At 65.3% G+C, this 16,728-nt stretch carries 21 protein-coding genes; 12 read left to right on the top strand and 9 right to left on the bottom strand.

What is annotated here, in order from left to right; translation table 11 throughout:
• Nucleotides 1–529: 529 nt before the first annotated feature.
• Nucleotides 530–1,453, bottom strand: a complete 924-nt coding sequence (locus XI02_RS20625) for a LysR family transcriptional regulator (RefSeq protein WP_018271368.1) — start codon at nucleotides 1,451–1,453, stop codon at nucleotides 530–532.
• 116 nt (nucleotides 1,454–1,569) lie between these two features.
• Between XI02_RS20625 and XI02_RS20620 the strand changes: the two genes are divergently transcribed.
• On the top strand, nucleotides 1,570–2,373 hold the full coding sequence (locus tag XI02_RS20620) for an alpha/beta fold hydrolase (RefSeq protein ID WP_018271367.1): 804 nt from the start codon (nucleotides 1,570–1,572) through the stop codon (nucleotides 2,371–2,373).
• A gap of 238 nt (nucleotides 2,374–2,611) precedes the next feature.
• Here XI02_RS20620 and XI02_RS20615 read toward each other — a convergent pair whose 3' ends face one another.
• Nucleotides 2,612–3,280 (bottom strand): FMN-binding negative transcriptional regulator, encoded by a 669-nt coding sequence (locus XI02_RS20615; protein ID WP_038373397.1) that lies wholly within the window; start codon nucleotides 3,278–3,280, stop codon nucleotides 2,612–2,614.
• An 85-nt stretch (nucleotides 3,281–3,365) separates the two neighbouring features.
• Nucleotides 3,366–3,608 carry a hypothetical protein gene (locus tag XI02_RS20610; protein WP_018271366.1) on the bottom strand — a complete coding sequence of 81 codons (243 nt, stop codon included), beginning with the start codon at nucleotides 3,606–3,608 and terminating at the stop codon, nucleotides 3,366–3,368.
• Between the two features lie 656 nt (nucleotides 3,609–4,264).
• Between XI02_RS20610 and XI02_RS20605 the strand changes: the two genes are divergently transcribed.
• The 6 genes from XI02_RS20605 to XI02_RS20580 all read left to right on the top strand — a co-directional run bounded on the left by XI02_RS20605 (nucleotide 4,265) and on the right by XI02_RS20580 (nucleotide 7,222).
• Nucleotides 4,265–4,438, top strand: coding sequence for a hypothetical protein (locus XI02_RS20605; protein WP_016840760.1), 174 nt, complete (start codon nucleotides 4,265–4,267; stop codon nucleotides 4,436–4,438).
• A gap of 10 nt (nucleotides 4,439–4,448) precedes the next feature.
• Nucleotides 4,449–5,321: a pyridoxal kinase PdxY gene (gene pdxY, locus XI02_RS20600; RefSeq protein WP_018271365.1), complete on the top strand. Its 873-nt coding sequence runs from the start codon at nucleotides 4,449–4,451 to the stop codon at nucleotides 5,319–5,321.
• 18 nt (nucleotides 5,322–5,339) lie between these two features.
• On the top strand, nucleotides 5,340–5,966 hold the full coding sequence (locus XI02_RS20595; protein WP_018271364.1) for a LysE family translocator: 627 nt from the start codon (nucleotides 5,340–5,342) through the stop codon (nucleotides 5,964–5,966).
• A gap of 179 nt (nucleotides 5,967–6,145) precedes the next feature.
• On the top strand, nucleotides 6,146–6,376 hold the full coding sequence (locus XI02_RS20590; protein WP_016840757.1) for a hypothetical protein: 231 nt from the start codon (nucleotides 6,146–6,148) through the stop codon (nucleotides 6,374–6,376).
• A 9-nt stretch (nucleotides 6,377–6,385) separates the two neighbouring features.
• Nucleotides 6,386–6,559, top strand: a complete 174-nt coding sequence (locus XI02_RS20585) for a hypothetical protein (protein ID WP_016840756.1) — start codon at nucleotides 6,386–6,388, stop codon at nucleotides 6,557–6,559.
• Between the two features lie 426 nt (nucleotides 6,560–6,985).
• Nucleotides 6,986–7,222 carry a hypothetical protein gene (locus tag XI02_RS20580; RefSeq protein ID WP_016840755.1) on the top strand — a complete coding sequence of 79 codons (237 nt, stop codon included), beginning with the start codon at nucleotides 6,986–6,988 and terminating at the stop codon, nucleotides 7,220–7,222.
• Between the two features lie 85 nt (nucleotides 7,223–7,307).
• Here the strand turns inward: XI02_RS20580 and XI02_RS20575 are convergent, their stop codons facing one another.
• A complete protein-coding gene (locus tag XI02_RS20575) occupies nucleotides 7,308–7,493 on the bottom strand; it encodes a hypothetical protein (RefSeq protein ID WP_016840754.1) in 186 nt (61 codons plus the stop codon).
• Between the two features lie 127 nt (nucleotides 7,494–7,620).
• On the opposite strand from XI02_RS20575, the gene XI02_RS20570 reads away from it, so the two are divergent.
• Entirely contained in the window at nucleotides 7,621–8,349 is a 729-nt protein-coding gene (locus XI02_RS20570) for a bifunctional 2-polyprenyl-6-hydroxyphenol methylase/3-demethylubiquinol 3-O-methyltransferase UbiG (RefSeq protein WP_018271363.1), read from the top strand.
• A gap of 130 nt (nucleotides 8,350–8,479) precedes the next feature.
• On the opposite strand, the gene XI02_RS20565 is transcribed toward XI02_RS20570, so the two are convergent.
• Both XI02_RS20565 and XI02_RS20560 read right to left on the bottom strand, forming a co-directional pair.
• Nucleotides 8,480–8,659: a hypothetical protein gene (locus XI02_RS20565; protein ID WP_016840752.1), complete on the bottom strand. Its 180-nt coding sequence runs from the start codon at nucleotides 8,657–8,659 to the stop codon at nucleotides 8,480–8,482.
• A gap of 620 nt (nucleotides 8,660–9,279) precedes the next feature.
• A complete protein-coding gene (locus XI02_RS20560; RefSeq protein WP_018271361.1) occupies nucleotides 9,280–9,861 on the bottom strand; it encodes a septal ring lytic transglycosylase RlpA family protein in 582 nt (193 codons plus the stop codon).
• A 378-nt stretch (nucleotides 9,862–10,239) separates the two neighbouring features.
• On the opposite strand from XI02_RS20560, the gene XI02_RS20555 reads away from it, so the two are divergent.
• The gene (locus tag XI02_RS20555; RefSeq protein WP_018271360.1) at nucleotides 10,240–11,334 is read left to right on the top strand and encodes a hypothetical protein; all 1,095 of its coding nucleotides are present in this window, start codon (nucleotides 10,240–10,242) and stop codon (nucleotides 11,332–11,334) included.
• Nucleotides 11,335–11,409: 75 nt separating this feature from the next.
• Here the strand turns inward: XI02_RS20555 and XI02_RS20550 are convergent, their stop codons facing one another.
• A complete protein-coding gene (locus tag XI02_RS20550; protein ID WP_016843930.1) occupies nucleotides 11,410–12,039 on the bottom strand; it encodes a L,D-transpeptidase in 630 nt (209 codons plus the stop codon).
• Nucleotides 12,040–12,214: 175 nt separating this feature from the next.
• On the opposite strand from XI02_RS20550, the gene XI02_RS20545 reads away from it, so the two are divergent.
• Nucleotides 12,215–12,598 (top strand): hypothetical protein, encoded by a 384-nt coding sequence (locus XI02_RS20545; RefSeq protein ID WP_016843931.1) that lies wholly within the window; start codon nucleotides 12,215–12,217, stop codon nucleotides 12,596–12,598.
• A 10-nt stretch (nucleotides 12,599–12,608) separates the two neighbouring features.
• On the opposite strand, the gene XI02_RS20540 is transcribed toward XI02_RS20545, so the two are convergent.
• Nucleotides 12,609–13,391 carry an SDR family NAD(P)-dependent oxidoreductase gene (locus tag XI02_RS20540; RefSeq protein ID WP_018271358.1) on the bottom strand — a complete coding sequence of 261 codons (783 nt, stop codon included), beginning with the start codon at nucleotides 13,389–13,391 and terminating at the stop codon, nucleotides 12,609–12,611.
• A 34-nt stretch (nucleotides 13,392–13,425) separates the two neighbouring features.
• Nucleotides 13,426–14,016 carry an NADPH-dependent FMN reductase gene (locus tag XI02_RS20535; protein ID WP_018271357.1) on the bottom strand — a complete coding sequence of 197 codons (591 nt, stop codon included), beginning with the start codon at nucleotides 14,014–14,016 and terminating at the stop codon, nucleotides 13,426–13,428.
• Nucleotides 14,017–14,212: 196 nt separating this feature from the next.
• Between XI02_RS20535 and XI02_RS20530 the strand changes: the two genes are divergently transcribed.
• Nucleotides 14,213–14,467, top strand: coding sequence for a hypothetical protein (locus tag XI02_RS20530; RefSeq protein WP_018271356.1), 255 nt, complete (start codon nucleotides 14,213–14,215; stop codon nucleotides 14,465–14,467).
• Between the two features lie 165 nt (nucleotides 14,468–14,632).
• Nucleotides 14,633–16,714: a methyl-accepting chemotaxis protein gene (locus XI02_RS20525; protein WP_018271355.1), complete on the top strand. Its 2,082-nt coding sequence runs from the start codon at nucleotides 14,633–14,635 to the stop codon at nucleotides 16,712–16,714.
• Nucleotides 16,715–16,728 lie beyond the last annotated feature (14 nt).

Below are 16,728 nucleotides of genomic sequence, written 5' to 3'. Positions count from 1 at the left end.
CAATGTTGCCAGGCAGCAACTATTCATTACAACTTATACGATCGTTCCCTAACAACGTCGCGCGATCGGCGCCAAGCTCTCCGCTTTGCCGCACGAGCAATGGCACAGACTGCACATTGCTCCTGTGGGCCGCACCACAACTGGGTTCGCGATCCGACTCCAATTTGTTCGCGGGGAACGAATCGGAATCAGGAAAATCGGCGCGATCCAGACGTTAACAACGCATATACACCGGCCGCATCCGAACAATCGATGTTGTATCATGATGAGATTATTGCTCTCGGCGCGGAACATCGCGGCGCATTTCAGGTGCACTGCGTTCTCCCGCATCACTGATCGAGCGATGAACCGCACCACGGCCACGTTCCCGATCCGACTCCAGTTTGTTCGCGAGGAACGAATCGGAATCGAAAAATCGGCGCGAAGCGATTCTTAACAAGACATTGCGCGACTTCGATGCCGCGGCACTTTGTTCGGCGGATGAGCGCACGCGTAACCGGACATCCATCGACGACGTCACTGCGTCGGGTTACTGCGCGCCAATTATTCGGCCGCGCCTTGCGCGGGTCAGCCGCCAGCTCTTGAGGTGAAGCCAGAGCGCTTCGGCGACCGGTCCTTGCAAATGTTGACGTCGACGGACGGCCGCAAGATTTTCCTCGCGGCCCGGAAAGTTCGGTCCGGCGATACTGATCAGCCTGCCGTCCCGCAGCTCGTCCTCGATCAGCCACGCAGGCAGATGGCCCCAGGCGAGACGATGCAGGATCAACTCCTTCTTCATCATCTGGTCTGGCACGCTGCACTGATGCGCACCGTCGATCAGGAAGAAGTTTTCCGACGACGGTCGCCGCGCCGTGTCGCGGATCACGCACTGCGTGAAGGGGCGCATGTGCTCCGGCGTGACCTTCTTCGTCCACGCAAATGGCAGAAAGCCGGGAGCGACAACCGGCACCATGGCGGTGGTCGAGAGCTTGATCTGTTCGAAGCGCGGATCTGACGGCTCCGCGCGATGAAACACCAGATCAGCGTTATCATCGATCAGGCGCTCGAGCGGTCCGCCGACCGCCTCATATTCCAGGTGCAGGCGCGTGTTGGGATAGCGGGCAAAGAACCCGGAGAGCATCTGCAGCACCGGCGGCCGTGGGCACAGGTCGCCGATGACGATGCGCAGGACGACCTCTTCTCCGCCGGCAAGCTGCTCCGCATAGCTCTGCAGCAGCTCGAACTCGCGCAGCGTCACCTGCGCGCGTGCGTGAAACGTCCGGCCGGCGTCCGTCAGCCCGATGCGGTATCCGCTGCGATCGAACAGCGTGAGGCCGAGCTGCTGCTCGAGCCGGGCGACCGCCGCGAACACCGACGGGTGCGACCGGTTCAGAGCGGTGCCGGCGGCCTGAAAGCTTCCCTTGGTCGCGACAGCGTCAAAGCAGCGCAAATCGTGCAGCTTGATCCGATCCATTGTCCATAAAACCTACAGAGATCGATCAATCTTAGTAATTTTTCTTCGAAGGCGCGAGTCCTAGCCTGGCTCGACGCGAAGCCTGGCGGCTTCCTCCAGCACAAGGGACTGACGAGATGAGCGGCGATCGACACTTCACCACGGCGGATGGCTGCCGGATTGCGTACCGTATCGACGGTCCCGACGATCGGCCGGTGCTCGCGCTGTCGAACTCGATAGCCACCAACCTGCACATGTGGGATCGCTCAATGCCCGCCCTCACCCGCTCGTTTCGCGTGCTCCGCTACGACACCCGCGGTCATGGCGGTTCAGACGCGCCGGTCGGCGCATACTCGATGGATCGGCTCGGCCGCGACGTGGTCGAACTGCTCGACCACCTCGCGATCGATCGCGCCCATTTCCTCGGTCTGTCGCTAGGCGGCTTTATCGGGCAATGGCTCGCCATCTTCGCGCCTGACCGCATCGATCGCCTGATCCTCTCGAACACCGCGCCCTATCTGGCGTCCGAGCTGCCGTTCGACGACCAGATCCGCGCGGCGCTGGCTGCCCCGGATATGAATGGAATCGCGGACGGCTTCATGCGCAACTGGTTTCCGGCGGCGATGCTGGCTGCACCGAACGACATTGTCGACGAATTCCGCAACATGGTGCTGACCACGCCGCCGCGCGGTCTCGCCGGATGCTACGCGGCCCTGCGCGACGTCGATCTCCGCCGCGTCATCTCGCTGATTGCGGCGCCAACGCTCGTCATCGGCGGCGAGAGCGACACCGTCACGCGGGCCCGCCACAGCGCTGATATCGCCGCGACAATCACCGATGCCAAGCTCGTTCTGCTGCCCGGCGTTCACATCCTCAATGTTGAGCTGCCGGATCGATTTAACCGAGAGGTCGCGCGTTTCCTGGCGCTCTCGGCCACATGACTGCGTAGCCCGGATGAGCGAAGCGACATCCGGGACCGCTCTCAGAGTACGCGATCGGGCCCCGCATATCGCTTCGCTCATGCGGGCTACAGGGATCACGCACCATAATCGTTCTCCATCCGACTCCATTTTGTTCGCAAAGAACGAATCGGAATCGAAAAAATCGGCGCGAATCGATTCTTAACAACGCGTTGCAGATTTGATTCCGGTCGACTCTGTAGGGCGGACTAACACCGGGTTACGCTTGGCTGACCCGCCCTACGCAACGTCCAACGTCATATTTGAGCTCCGGCCGCAGCGCGCGCATCTTCTCCGCCAGCCTGTGGCTTGACGTCTCCTCCGCATGCGCCAGCCGGTTGACCAGCGCGACATAGTCCGCATCGCTCTTGTGCTGGTTCAGCTTTGACTGGCCCTCGATCTCGTCGACGACGATGTCGATCACCCTGATACCCGCCAGCATCGCTTCGCGCTTGCCGGGCTCCATCTGCGTCAGGTCCCAGGGCTGCTTCGGCAGCCGCGCCTCGGAGGCCGCGAGCAGCGCGTCGCCGTGGCCGCGGTTCTCGCCGTGATCGCGCAGATGCGCGACGCCCGACAAATGCACCGCCTCGTAGAGCCAGGTCGAGACGTTGTCGGGTGAGACATACCAGTCGTTCGAGATGTAGGCGTCGTCGCCGGAGACGATCAGGAGGAAGCGCCGCGTGCCGTCGGCGAGCTCGACCAGCGGATTCTTCGCGGTGAGATGGATCTGCACGATCACGCGCTCGTCGCGGCGCTCGATCACGAACGGCACATGGGACGCGCGCGGGCCGCGCGCATCGGCGGCGACGATAGCGCCGAAGCCGCGCGCCGCCGCAAAGGCGAGCGCGCGGTCTTGCTCGATGCGAAACTGGGGACGGAGGATGTGCATGGCGGCGGCGCTCGCAAGCTGGAGGGAGACGACCAGCAAGGCTAGCGCAACTTTCGCCGGAGATCACCGCCATGCACGATCCGGCTCAGCAGATCATGGCATTGTCGCCGTGATCGCAGACGCCGCCGGGCTGGTCCCGCGGCAACGCCTCCGACTCGCCGAAACGCGAAACCGCCATGCGCGGCGGACCACCGCTCCAGCGGCCGGCGGCGGCATGGCTCTTCACGAGCGCAGATGGGCCCGCCGCCGGCACCTCGTGTGCCATGGCCGCCCCCGTCAGCATGGCGAGCGCGGTCAGCGCGGCCGCAACCTGTTTGATCCCTGACATCAGTTGCTCCTGTTGGATTCGGCACGCCGGCGCATTGTTCGCCGCACGCCGATCGGTTCGCGCTCACATCATGATCGATCGCTCTGCCGTCTTATTCCGACGCCATGAGGCAAGCGTTTGGATGCAGGACAGTGCACCCGCGCATCTTCTTCCACGTCGATCCGACACGTTCGGTTGATCGCAGCGTGACAGACGAGGTCCCGACGCGAACCCGCAAATCAAACCGGGCTGCGCCGCCTGCGACAAAACAGCCCGACGGCAACTCAGCAAAACCTGTCGATATCAGAATAAGAAAATATTCCGCTTACTGCCCTTTGCTCGCGGCCCATGGGTGCGATCAGACAAAACATGTCGCGAGAATGCGGATGTATGACTCGCAGCGAACCACACATTCGATGTCGTCCCGGCGAAGGCCGGGATCCATAACCACAAAAGGATGTTGTCGAGCATCGCTGGAACGACGAGTCCCATTCACTACACCTGCTGTGGCGTATGGGTCCCGGCCTTCGCCGCGACGACGATGTGGAAGAACGCGAGCCCGGACTATCACCGCCATGCTGAGGAAGCCGCGCAGCAGCCGTGTCCACCGTTGAACTGGGGGCAACGGACGGGTTACGCTGCCTCCAACCTCACGCCCTCCCGCTGGAAGGATCACCATGAACGGCAATCGATATTATGGCGTCCGCGTCGAGGGCGCGAAATACGGCGTGGGGTTCGGCTCGGCGCTGGCGATCGCGATCTCCTACACCAAGAACCATTCGATCCTGTGGGCGATCATCCACGGTATCCTGGGCTGGCTCTACGTGATCTACGCCGCGCTGTTCGGGTGAAGCGCACAAGATGACGGTCATCTCGATTCAGTCACAGGTCGCCTGGGGCCATGTCGGCAACAGCGCCGCCAGCTTTCCGATCCAGCTGCACGGCATCGACGTTGTCGCGGTGCCGACCACGCTGCTCAGCAACCGGCCCGGCTATCCGACCATTCGCGGCCGGGTGCTCGACGTGCAGCTGGTCGCCGACCTGCTGCGCGGCATCGAGGAGCGCGGCGCGGTCGAGGCCGCGCGGCTGATCCTGTCGGGCTATCTCGGCTCGGCCGACATCGCGATGGACGTTGCCGACTTCGTCGCCCGCGCGAAAGCGGCGAACCCGGCGCTGCTCTATTGCTGCGATCCCGTGCTCGGCGACCGCGACCGCGGCATGTTCGTGCGATCGGACATTCCGCCGCTGGTGCGCGACGAGCTCTGCCCGCTCGCCGACATCATCACGCCCAATCATTTCGAGTTCGAATTCCTCTGCGGCGCGCGCGTGACGACGATCGATGACGTCGTCGCGCAGGCGAGCGCGCTGATGGCGCGGGGACCTCAGACCATCGTCATCACCAGCGCCGAGTTGGCCGGCACGCCGCAGAGCGAGATCGAGACGCTGGCGATCGAGCGCACTCAATCCGACAAGATATATGCCTGGCGCGTGCGCACGCCGCGGGTTCCGATCAGCCCGTCCGGCACCGGCGACCTGTTCGCCGCGCTGTTCGTTGCCGCCCGCGCGCGCGGCCTGGCGACGCCGGATGCGCTCAGCCACGCCGCGTCAGGCATCTACGGCGTGCTGGAGCGCACCGCGCAGAGAGGAACCGAGGAAATGCGCATTATCGAAAGCGCCGGCGTCATGCTTGATCCGAAGCCGCGCTTCGCGGCGGTCGCCATCGCCGCATCCTGACATCCGGGACAGGTCTTCATGATCGACATCACCACCCTCCTCACCTACGCCGCCGTCGTGCTCGGCCTGTTCCTGATCCCCGGGCCGGCGGTGCTGCTGGTGCTCGCGCGTTCGGTCACCGGCGGCGCGCGCGTCGGCGTCGCGACCGGGTTCGGGATCGCGCTCGGCGATCTCGTCCACACCGCGATGGCGACGTTCGGCCTGTCTGCCGTGCTGATGACCTCGGCGCTGGCGTTCTCGGTCGTGAAATATGCCGGTGTGATCTACCTGATCGTGCTCGGCGTCCGCGCCCTGTTGGAGAAGAACGACGACCTGAATTTGCCGGCGGCGCAGCCGGTCGATCCGCGCCGTGCGTTCCGGCAGGCGATCTGGGCGGAAATGCTCAATCCGAAGACCGCGCTGTTCTTCCTCGCCTTCCTGCCGCAGTTCGTGCACCCCGGCCACGGCTCGGCGGTGGCGCAGTTCGCGACCCTCGGCCTGATCTTCGTCGTGATGAGCGCGGTCTACACCTCGCTGCTCGCGCTCGCCGCCGGCCGGATCAGCCCGTGGATCCGCCGGCATCGCCGCATCGGGCAGTGGCAGGGCCGCGTGGTCGGCACGATCTACATCGCGCTCGGCGTCCGCCTCGCCTTCCAGGAGCGCTGATGTCCCCGCTCAGGCCGCAAGCCACGAGCCGATCTTCTGAGGTCGCCCCGATCACGGCCGCGTGATTCAAATCGTCTGGATTCCCCGTAGTTTACCGATGGGGGATCACCCGGATTCTCAGTGCCCGCGCGCGCTGTTATTCCAGCGCACGAGAATCGCTTCGGCATGGGAATCGGAAGATGTCTGCAGTTTTCTTTCACTGCTCCGACGACAAGCACGTCATCCTGGATCGCACCGGCGCCGCGATGGATCTGGCGGAGGCGCGCCTGTATGCGGAGCAGCTGGCGCGCAGCTATGTCATGACACCAAGCGTGGAAGACTGGCGCAACTGGGCGGTCCACGTCACCGACGACATCGGAACCGAGATCTTCGAGCTGCCGTTCACCGCCATCCTCGGCGAGCTGCACTGAGGGCATGCCATGAACTCGATGGAACTTGCCCTGCGGCCGTTGCGGCGCCACCTCGCCCGCCTCATCGCGCGCTGCGTCGCGCTGATCGATGGCGTCATCAATCCCTATCGCCCCGAACTGTACTACATGCGCGGACCAGGCCCGAAATGCCGCGCCCGGCGGCAAGCCGCACTGCGCGACTAGAGCCTATCCCGTTCCGATTGAATCGGAACGGGGCTCTAGATTCTTGTTTTGACGCGTTTTCTTCACGCGAACCGGTATCCACTTCGCTCGAAAACGCTCTGGCTTCGCGGCATCCGCAACGAGAAAAGGCCGGCGGGCGTTACGCCACCGGCCTTCTCCTGCAGCTGCCGGTTCCCGGAGTCCGGTTCCGCTGCGATTCCACTTGGTCTTGAGCTTGCGACGACTGTTTTAATCAAATCTTAACGGCATGGCGGTGAGCTGGTTTCAAAGGACTCCTTCGCCGTGCGGCGTGGTTTGTTCGTTCATCGTGCTTGATGCGCTGCACATCGTTTTTGCGCCAATCGCACGTTGATTGTGCGCCACGCATCTTAGGGAATGCTCGACTCAGTGTTACCCTGTGATGCAAACCGAAACGGAGACTTCGGAATGCCGTACTACACCTTCGATCTCGTGGTGGGGGACGAGTTCCGTAATCAAGGAACCATCATCCTCGAAGACATCAGCCTCGCCTCCGACCGCGCCGACCAGCTCGCCAACGAGCTGTCGCAGGTCAAGCCGGAGCTTAAGGCGCGTGGCTGTGCGGTGCGCGTCACCGACATCGACCGGCGCGAACTCTACCGCACGCCGCTCGATCCCGTGCCGCGGTGGCGCAGGGCGGGCTAGCGTCCGTCGGTTAGATCTGCGGCGATCGCGCTCGCGCGATCCTAGTGTTGTTGCGCGACGGCGGGGACGTCTGCTCTGCCCGCCGTCAGCTCTGATGCGGTCCGCGCATCATCTTCAGCGCGTCCTCGATATGGCGCCAGTCGCGCGCGTCGTCGGTCTCGCCCTTGCTCTCGCAGGCCACGGCGTTCTGCGCGGCCTGGGCGATCGCCTCGGGGCCGTGCTTCAGCAGCATCTGCCGGGCGATGGTGTGGATTTGCATCTCGGCTAACATGGCGCTCTCCTCGGCTGTCGACTGCTGACATCAGAAACCACCGAGCGCCGCGTCTGGTTCCAGCAGCGCGCCGTGCGCACCACAATCGGCGGTTCCCACACGGCGCGGCGGCGGTTACAGAGGGGCCATGGCGCAGAACATCTATGACGATCCCGGGTTCTTTGCCGGCTACAGCCAACTGCCGCGGCAGGTCCGCGGACTGCTCGGCGCGCCCGAATGGCCGGCGATCCGCGCCATGCTGCCCGATATCGCGGGCAAGCGCGCGGTCGATCTCGGCTGCGGCTTCGGCTGGGTGTCGCGCTGGATGCGCGAGCAAGGCGCGTCCGACGTGCTCGGCGTCGACCTCTCGCAGAACATGATCGCCCGCGCCACCGCCATGACGCAGGATGCGGCGATCACCTACGAGATCGCCGACCTCGAGACGCTGGAGCTGCCGAAGTCGACCTTCGATCTCGCCTACAGCGCCCTCACCTTCCACTACATCAGGGACTTCGATCGCCTGGCGCGCATGCTGCATCGCGCGCTGGTCCCGGAGGGGCACCTGGTCTTCACCATCGAGCATCCGATCTACATGGCGGCCGCCCATCCGGACTGGGGGCAGGACGAAGACGGCCGCAAGACCTGGCCGGTCAACCGCTACTTCATCGAAGGCGAACGCCGCACGGACTGGTATGTGAAGGGCGTGCTGAAATATCACCGCACCATCGGCACCACGCTCAACGCGTTGATCGGCGCCGGCTTCACGCTGCGCCATGTCGAGGAATTCTCCCCGACACGTGAGCAGGTCAAGGCGATGCCCGAACTGGCCGACGAGCTCGAACGCCCGATGATGCTGCTGGTGTCAGCGCAACGCTGAAGCATGATCCGGAAAAGTGCGAAGCGGTTTTCCCTCGCGACAAACACGGGACGCGTTTGCGCGGAGATCATGCTCAAACCAAGAGCCAAAGCGCGATGAAGCTTCAACCCGAACGCATCGCGCTTTGGCGTCAGGCTGCGAGCAGCTTGTCGAACTCCTCGGGCGGGTATGATTTCCCGTCCTTGTCGGTGATCACCACCTGCCATCCCTCGCTCGCCCAGACCTTGGCCTTGGCGATGATGATGAAGGTGCTCTCGCGCTCGATCCTGACCGTTTCGTTCTCGCGTTCTGCGATCATCTTGTAGGTCAACGCTTGTCCCTCGCCGACTTGGTCGATCCGGCGTTTGTTGGCAGCGGCTTTGGGCCGGATTTCGCTGGGACTGTGACAATTTGGTGGAAGCGCCGGCGCAGGATATGCCAGCGCGCAATTTGCGGTCGCGCCTAACGCGCGATGTGATCAGGTTGAATCGTCATCGCGCTTTAGCTCTTTGTTAGAAGCGGCCTCTGCCCGCGCCTCCATCATGCCGAGCCGCCCATCATGCGTTAGCATGACGGCAGCGCCGCCCAGCAACAGCTGCAATGCCGCGCGCCGTGACGGCCGACCCAATGCGACGCCGTCCGTTTCTCGATTGTTGTTTGGCAATGGCCGCCTTCCAGAAGCAGAACGGAGGTTATGGTGCCGGCTCAAGCTGTCAACGCATGCGGCGCGCATGGCCGCCACAAGAAAAACCCCGCCCTGGAGGGACACCAGGGCGGGGAAGGTTCATTGGGTAGAAATCCACGCGCCTGGAATTGGAGAGCGCGGGGAAGTAGCGGCAACAATTCTATTTGCCGCCGTCGTTCGGACAACAGGATTAAAGCGCGCGCAACGCCGGGACTTTTTCCCGATCGAGCCGGCAAAAATCCCGAACCTGGCTTGCGCCACGCCATTCACTGCACCACGTCGAGCCTGACATTCGTGATGCCCTTGCCGATCATGCCGAGCGATTGCGCGGCAGAATGCGAGACGTCGACGATGCGCCCGGGAACGTAGGGTCCGCGGTCATTGACGCGCACCGTGACCGAACGGCCGCTCTTGACGTCGGTGACGCGCAGCTTGGTGCCGAACGGCAATGTCGGATGCGCGGCGGTCAGCTCGCGCCCGTCGAACTTCTCGCCGCTCGCGGTCGGCTGCTCCTCGCTGTAGAAGCTCGCGACGCCGTGCGAGGCGATCTTGCTGTCGCCGGTCCTGCGCGAGGCATAAGGCGTATGCCTGCGCGTTGTGGCGACACGTGTGCGCGTGGCAGATGACGCAGCCCGTGTCGGCTCGATCGATGCCGGCCGGCTCGCGAGCGCCTGTGAGCGCTGGCTGACAACGGAGGACTGCGCGCACGCCGCGAGCGACGCTGCGCCGATCATCACGGCAAGCAGCCGGAGCGGCTTTCGGGCATGCGCAAACGGGATCGGGGCCGCAGCACCATCCGCGCTGCATTTGACGCCGACGTACGAGATGACTGCATCGTCGCGTGACATTGTTGCACCCCCAACTTGCGCCCCAGCCCAAGCCGAAAATCCAACGCCCTATCAGCCGAATCCAATCGGGGCGGAACGGTGGCGGAGCGCGGTCAGACGTGCCGCACGCAATGCGATTTGCCCTCGGCTGTGGTGGATGCGCCACACAACCCAGGCGCCTCACCCGGAAATGCCGGCTCGAAGCTCCCCACTCGTGCCGCGGATGCCACGCCCCTCGCCCCCGGCTTGGGTTCCCCAAACTCCCCAACCTCTCCACCCTCTCGCCTTGCTTTGGTCAAACCGGACTGGAGTCGTGGGGACAGGGTCAGGGGTCAATACAGAGCGTAAATTTGCCGGCCGCCCATTTGCGGTTGACCTTGGAATGAAACGGGGACCGCCATGCAATCGACACTGAAAGACGCAGATCCACACGATATTTTCGCGATCGAGCCCAGCTTCGCTCCGGTACGCCCGGACAACGCCGCTGCGCCTGCCGGAAGGGCAGCGCCGGGGCAGCGCGAGCCCTATTTCGGCCCGAGCCTCGCGCCTTCGTCCGCGCCCCCGGCCGCAGCCGTCGCCTCGGTGCCGCCGGTCACGCCAATGTCAGTGGCGCCGGAGCCGCCGGCCGAGCCGGCCTATAGCGCGCCAAGCCATAACGGCCGACTGGACGACATCAGATTGGACCGCGCGCCGCGCCCCACCAGCAAATGGGCGATCCGCGCCTTCTGGTTCTGCTTCGCGATCGCTGGCGCCATGGGCACCGCGGCGTGGCAGCACTACGGCGATCGGGCCAAGCAGATCGCCGCCGAGTGGGCGCCCCAGATCGCACAACTGACCTCGCTGATCCCGGGCAAGTCCGTGTCCGCATCCGACCAGGCGAGCGCGCCGGCCGCGCAGGCGGCGACCACCGATCAGCCGGCAGCTGAAGCCGCACCAGCCGCCCCGCCACAGGACGTCGCCACGGCCGCGCCCGCCGCAGCGGCGCCCGCCCCCGCAGCAGCACCGGCTGCCGCGGCCGCTCCGGTCGCAGCGGCCGCGCCGGTCGCAGCTAGTGTCCCGGCGGCGCCTGCAGCGGCACCCGACCAGACGCAGTTGCTGCAATCGATGGCGCGCGATCTCACGTCGATGGGACAGCAGATCGAGCAGCTGAAGACCAGCATCGATCAGCTCAAGGCCAGCCAGGATCAGTTGGCACAGCGCGTCGCGAAGACCGACACCAGGGCCGTCGAGCCGCGGCCGGTCGCTCCGCCGCGCCCGCGCGCCGCGGTCACGCCACAGGCGGCGCCGCATGCCGCCGTTGCGCCGCCACCGGTGCGCCGGCCGGCGCAGGCCTACATCCCGCCGCCTCCGCCGCCTGCATCAGCAGCGCCGCTGCCGGCTCCCGCCGCCGCCCCCCAGGCGGTTGCGGCACCGCGGCCGGTGCAGCAGCAGTCCTCGGTTGTTGACGCGGATGATGGCGGCCCGGTGGTTCGGCCGCCGATGCCGCTGCGCTGAAGTCTGACTGACCGGTAAAAAAGCGTGCGGCCGATCGCGATGACGCGATCGGCCGCCCTGCGCTTCGTATCTGAATTACGCGCTCTGTCCCGGCGGCAACACCACCACGGTCGCGCCCGGCTTGACCCGCTGATAGAGGTCGATCACGTCGCCATTGGTCATGCGAATGCAGCCCGACGAGATCGCCTGCCCGATATATTCGGGCTGATTGGTGCCATGGATGCGATACAGCGTGTCCTTGTTGCCCTGGTAGAGATAAATGCCGCGGGCGCCGAGCGGATTGGCCGGTCCACCGGCGACTCGCTTCGGATACGGCCCGAGCCGCTCCTGGATATCCTGGGTCGGAACCCAATCCGGCCATTCGGCCAGGCGGCCGACGGTGGCGACACCGGAGAAGGCCATCGCCTCCTCGCCAACGGCGACGCCGTAACGGATCGCCTTGCCGCCGGGCAGCACGTAATAGAGGTAGCGCGCGTCGGTATCGACCAGGATCGAACCCGGCTGCTCCCGACGGGTGTACTCGACAATGTGCCGCTGGAACTGCTGCGGGATCTTGGCGTCCGCATAGGGCGGATGCGCCAGCAATTGCCGATCGCGCGACGTCATCGCGACATCCGTCGCCGGCGACAGCGTCGCCTGCATGCACCCGCCAAGCGCAAGCGATCCCACAAGGACCGCAGCAAGCCCCAACTTTGACACGATCATTCTCCCCTGCGTCAACTTGTGCCACATGCTGCCGAAATCGTGCTTAAATCGTGGCAGCGCAGGTTGGAACACGTCTGTTTGATCGGTTCTTTCCGTGAGTGTGTCCTGTCGGTTGCACTCGGTTCCCCTGGACGCTAGCCTCACAAAAAACGTCCAAAACCTTCGGAGGAAATTCATGCGTTACGCTCTGCTGATCGGCGGCCTGATTGTCGCAGCAACCCCTGCCCATGCCGATCCGCGCGCGGCCTATGTCACGATGGTGCTGCAGGCCTTTGCCGCCAAGGTCGAGTGCCCCGGCACCGATCTGGTCTATCAGGACCTCGTGCAGCGGGCGCAGGACATGCATCTGCCCGACGGCACCACCGAGAAGGTGCGCAAGGCGATCGCCTTCATGCATACCGGCGGCAAGATGGGCGAGAAGCAGGCCGACGACCTGATGACGGAAGTCGCGATCGCGACCCAGACCACCGACCTCGATCAGCGCCGTGCCGGCAGCATGACAACCTGGTGCCAGGACCAGAAGACTCGGCTTGCGGGTTACATCAGGACGAAGGAGTAAACTCCAACTTTCAATCGAGCTCCGGCGGCGCGAACCAGTTGGTCAGCGACAGGCCGCCGTCGACCACGATCGACGCCCCGGTGACGTAACCGGAGAGCTTTTGCGAGAGCACGGCGAGCGCCATCGGCGCGAGATCGTCCGCCTGGCCAAGCCGTCCGAGCGGAATGTGCTTTGCCAGCGCGGGATCGGCGACGAAGCCGCCGGCCGCGATCGCGCCGGGCACCAGCGCATTGACGCGGATGCCATGGCGGCCCCAGCTCTTGGCAAGCTCCTTCACCAGCATCGCCATGCCGGCCTTCGCGGTCGAGTAATGCGGCAGGTTGCGCGGCGTGCCGGCATGCAGCGAGGTGAGCAGCAGGAACGATCCCGGCGTCTTCGATGCGATCAGCCTGCGTGCCAGTTCGCGCGACAAATGAAAGCCGGCATCGAGATTGACCGCATGCATCTGCCGCCAGGTCCCTTCATCGACGGCCATCGCATGATCGGCTTCGCGGCGCGGCGGCGAAGCACTGTGGACGAAATGGGTCACCTGCCCGAGCGTGGCTTGCGCATGCGCCAGCAGGGCGTCGCACGCCGCGCGCTGTGCGAGATCGCCGGCCCACGCGACCGCGAGCTCGGGACGCGGCGCGGCCTTGATCGCCGCCAGAACCCTGTCCTCATGCAGATCGGCAAACACCGTCCGCACACCTTCGCCGACCAGCGCCTGCGCGATGGCGCGGCCGATGCCGTTGCCCGCGCCGGTCACCAGGGCTGTCTCGCGCGCGGGATCGAACGGCGATGTGAACTGACTCATGATCGCGAAACTCCCGGGATTGGCAGACCTGCGCTCAGTATGGCGGCGCCTTGCGCGCCCGCTGTGCCTTGGCGGCTTCGATCCACCAGGAAAAATCGTCGGCAAAACGCGGAAAGGCGCGTTCGAGTGCCTTGCCGGCCTCGCCGATCGGCTTGCCCTCGGCCGACAGCGTCTGCGCGATCGGCCCCGCACCGATCGTGCTCGATATCACCACCATGCCCATCTCGGACAGCGTGCCGTGCCAGGCGGTCGCGGCGCGGACGCCGGCGAACCGCCCGGCCGAATAGCTTGCGATCGCCGCGGGACGCCAGAACCATTCCTCGAGGAAATGGTCGGTCAGGTTCTTCAGCCCGGGCTGGATGCCCCAATTGTACTCGCCGGTGACGAACAGGAAGCCGTCGGCGTCGCGGATTTTTCCGGCGAGCGTTTCGAGCACGGCCGGTGCCTGCCCCTTGGGATGTTCCTTGTACATCCGGTCGAGCATCGGCAGGCCGACCTCCTTGGCATCGATCAACTCGACATCGTTGCCCCGCGCACGAAGGCCGTCGACGACGAAGTGTGCCAGCCGGATGCCCATGCGATCCGAGCGATAGGAGCCGTAGAACACGAGAATGCGGTGGGTCATGATAGGCCGATCCTAGCACGGTGCGGCAACAGCGTCCTGCGGCGCGGCGCGCGGCGAGCCGCCGCGCACAAGTGTTAACCGGCCTTCCGGCTCGTTTCGCCGGCATTAAGCAATTCGTCGCAGGCCCTTCGCCGTGGCCAAAAATCGCCAGATTTCTTTTCTGGATATGTTTTCGCTTCGAGAAGGAGGAACCGACATGCGGATCGCAAAGCTGGTTTTCGCAGGCTCGCTCGCAGCCATCGCTGCCGTTGCCACGCCTGCGCTGGCGAAGAGCACCGAGCGCCAGAAGGCCGACGAAAAATCCACCACCACCACCACTTCGTCCGGCTGCCAGGCCTACCAGCAAGCCGCCGACGGCACCTGGAACCAGCTCCCCTGCGGCGAAGCGGGCTCGAACGGCGCCACCCAACACCGCCCCGCGGCCAAGGGCGCTGACGACGACGAGCACTGACGTGTCACGCCCTGCCGCCACGCGCGGCCGGGCGAAGTGGCACCTTCGACTTTCGGACCAAACGGCCGGGACCGTTGCGGCGGCTCCCGCATCATAAACCCAAGCTTAATGCACGCCCGCTACGGTTGAGGCCTCCCCTCTCTCGTCAAGAATGGCGCGCATCCCATGAAAATCGGTACTCTCCTGACGGCCGCGATCGTCTCACTGTCCGCGGTCGGCGGCGGACTGGCGGCCTATGTCGCGGTGACCAAGTACCAGACCATGGACAAGGTCTCGACCGCGCAGAGCCGGCTCGAAATCGTCCGCGCCGTCGGCGACATCCCGCGCTACATGAACTCCGAGCGCGGCATGTCCACCAACCTCTTGTTCAGCACCGGCGCGATCGACCAGAAGCAGATCGCCGATCTCGACAAGCTGCGCAAGCTGACCGACGACGCGCTCGCCAAGGTCAATCAGGTCCGCACCATGCTGCCCGGCTCGCTCGACGACGGCGAGGCGGTTGCGAGCGCGATCGATGCGCTGAAGGCCAAGTTCGCCGCGCTCCGCGACGCGATCGAGAAGGCGATCGCAGGTCCGGTCGACGCCCGCCGTCCGGCGGCAACCAAGATCGTCGCCGACAACTCCGTTTTCAACGCCGGCGTCACCGTGCTGCTCGACGAGCAGGTGCGCCGCCTCGCCGGCCTTGACGGCAACGCCTACCGCCAGGCCAGCTACGCCAATGTGGCCTGGACGCTGCGCGACACCGGCGGCCTTAATGCCAGCCTGCACAAGGCGCTGGTCGGCGCCAAGCGCGTCGCGACCGAACAGGAAAAGCTGGAGCTGTTCCGCAGCACCGGCCGCACCGAGCAGATCCTCTCGACGCTGCAGGAGTTGCGCAACAATCCGGCGACATCGGCCAATGTCCTGACGGCGCTGGGCAAGATGCAGGCCGACTATGTCGAGCGTTTCGGCAAGGCCCTGAAGCTCGCCAAGGAAGGCGCGATCTCCGGCAAGTATGAGCAGGACGTCGAGACCTATTATGCCGAATCCCAGATCGGCCTCGCCTCCATCATCACCGTGCGCGACGCGTTCTACGAGAATGCCGAGCAAGGCCTTGCGAGCGCCTATTCGTCGGCGCGCTTCAGCTTCGTGGTGGCGCTGATCGGGCTGCTCGCGGTCGTGGCCGTCAGCGCCGGCCTGATCGTCATGGTCCGCCGCCGCATCCTCAACCCGATCGCCGCCCTCACCGGCCGGATGTCGCGCCTTGCCGCGGGTGAAGTCGCCGAGACGATCCCGGGCGCCGCGCGCAAGGACGAGATCGGCGCGATGGCCGCCGCCGTGCAGGTGTTCAAGGACAACAAGATCGAGGCCGATCGCCTCGCTGCCGAGAAGGAAGCCGAGAACGACGTCAAGATGCGCCGCGCCCGCGTGCTCGACGACCTGACCCGCACCTTCGAAGCCAAGGTCACCGAGCTGGTCGGCGGATTGTCCGCGGCATCCTCGGTGATGGAGGAGACGGCGCAATCGATGTCGGACACCGCCGCCGCCACCAACCGCCAGGCCGCCGTCGTGGCCGCGGCATCCGATCAGACCTCGACGAACGTGCAGACGGTGGCGAGCGCCACCGAGGAGCTGACCTCCTCGATCTCGGAGATCGCCCGTCAGGTCGCGACCTCGACCGAGATCGCCGCGCGCGCGGTCGACCATGCCCGGCGCACCGGCGACACCGCGCGCTCGCTGGCCGAGGGCGCGCAGAAGATCGGCGACGTCGTGACGCTGATCCAGAGCATCGCGGCACAGACCAACCTGCTCGCGCTCAACGCCACCATCGAGGCGGCCCGCGCCGGCGAGGCCGGCCGCGGCTTTGCCGTGGTCGCGTCCGAGGTGAAGTCGCTGGCCGGCCAGACCGCGAAGGCAACCACCGAGATCTCCGAGCAGATCACCGCGATCCAGACCGCGAGCGACGAGACCGTGACGGCGATCCGCAGCGTCATCGACGTCATCACCGAGATCGACCAGATCGGCACCGCGATTGCCGCCGCGATCGAGGAACAGGGCTCGGCGACCAAGGAGATCTCGCGCAGCGTTCAGGAAGCCGCGCGCGGCACGCAGGAGGTCAATTCCAACATCTCCGGCGTGCAGCGCGCCGCCGACGACACCGGCGGCGCTGCGAACCAGGTGCTGGGCGCGGCCGAACAGCTCTCGACGCAGTCCAAGGACCTTGCCGGCCAGGTCAACCGCTTCCTGTCCGACGTGCGGGCGGCCTGAGGTGATGGCCGGGC

Source organism: Bradyrhizobium sp. CCBAU 21365 (assembly GCF_015291305.1).
Lineage (GTDB): Bacteria > Pseudomonadota > Alphaproteobacteria > Rhizobiales > Xanthobacteraceae > Bradyrhizobium > Bradyrhizobium elkanii.
The sequence above is the reverse complement of the archived record's forward strand: the minus strand, read 5'-3'. Positions and strand labels throughout refer to the sequence as shown.

Coding starts and splice junctions, on each gene's coding strand:
- XI02_RS20575 (WP_016840754.1), bottom strand. CDS start 7,493: ATGTTAGCCGAGATGCAAATCCACACCATCGCCCGGCAGATGCTGCTG.
- XI02_RS20530 (WP_018271356.1), top strand. CDS start 14,213: ATGCGGATCGCAAAGCTGGTTTTCGCAGGCTCGCTCGCAGCCATCGCT.
- XI02_RS20585 (WP_016840756.1), top strand. CDS start 6,386: ATGAACTCGATGGAACTTGCCCTGCGGCCGTTGCGGCGCCACCTCGCC.
- XI02_RS20555 (WP_018271360.1), top strand. CDS start 10,240: ATGCAATCGACACTGAAAGACGCAGATCCACACGATATTTTCGCGATC.
- XI02_RS20580 (WP_016840755.1), top strand. CDS start 6,986: ATGCCGTACTACACCTTCGATCTCGTGGTGGGGGACGAGTTCCGTAAT.
- XI02_RS20605 (WP_016840760.1), top strand. CDS start 4,265: ATGAACGGCAATCGATATTATGGCGTCCGCGTCGAGGGCGCGAAATAC.
- XI02_RS20540 (WP_018271358.1), bottom strand. CDS start 13,391: ATGAGTCAGTTCACATCGCCGTTCGATCCCGCGCGCGAGACAGCCCTG.
- XI02_RS20545 (WP_016843931.1), top strand. CDS start 12,215: ATGCGTTACGCTCTGCTGATCGGCGGCCTGATTGTCGCAGCAACCCCT.
- XI02_RS20615 (WP_038373397.1), bottom strand. CDS start 3,280: ATGCACATCCTCCGTCCCCAGTTTCGCATCGAGCAAGACCGCGCGCTC.
- XI02_RS20535 (WP_018271357.1), bottom strand. CDS start 14,016: ATGACCCACCGCATTCTCGTGTTCTACGGCTCCTATCGCTCGGATCGC.
- XI02_RS20550 (WP_016843930.1), bottom strand. CDS start 12,039: ATGATCGTGTCAAAGTTGGGGCTTGCTGCGGTCCTTGTGGGATCGCTT.
- XI02_RS20625 (WP_018271368.1), bottom strand. CDS start 1,453: ATGGATCGGATCAAGCTGCACGATTTGCGCTGCTTTGACGCTGTCGCG.
- XI02_RS20560 (WP_018271361.1), bottom strand. CDS start 9,861: ATGTCACGCGACGATGCAGTCATCTCGTACGTCGGCGTCAAATGCAGC.
- XI02_RS20525 (WP_018271355.1), top strand. CDS start 14,633: ATGAAAATCGGTACTCTCCTGACGGCCGCGATCGTCTCACTGTCCGCG.
- pdxY (WP_018271365.1), top strand. CDS start 4,449: ATGACGGTCATCTCGATTCAGTCACAGGTCGCCTGGGGCCATGTCGGC.
- XI02_RS20620 (WP_018271367.1), top strand. CDS start 1,570: ATGAGCGGCGATCGACACTTCACCACGGCGGATGGCTGCCGGATTGCG.
- XI02_RS20595 (WP_018271364.1), top strand. CDS start 5,340: ATGATCGACATCACCACCCTCCTCACCTACGCCGCCGTCGTGCTCGGC.
- XI02_RS20590 (WP_016840757.1), top strand. CDS start 6,146: ATGTCTGCAGTTTTCTTTCACTGCTCCGACGACAAGCACGTCATCCTG.
- XI02_RS20610 (WP_018271366.1), bottom strand. CDS start 3,608: ATGTCAGGGATCAAACAGGTTGCGGCCGCGCTGACCGCGCTCGCCATG.
- XI02_RS20570 (WP_018271363.1), top strand. CDS start 7,621: ATGGCGCAGAACATCTATGACGATCCCGGGTTCTTTGCCGGCTACAGC.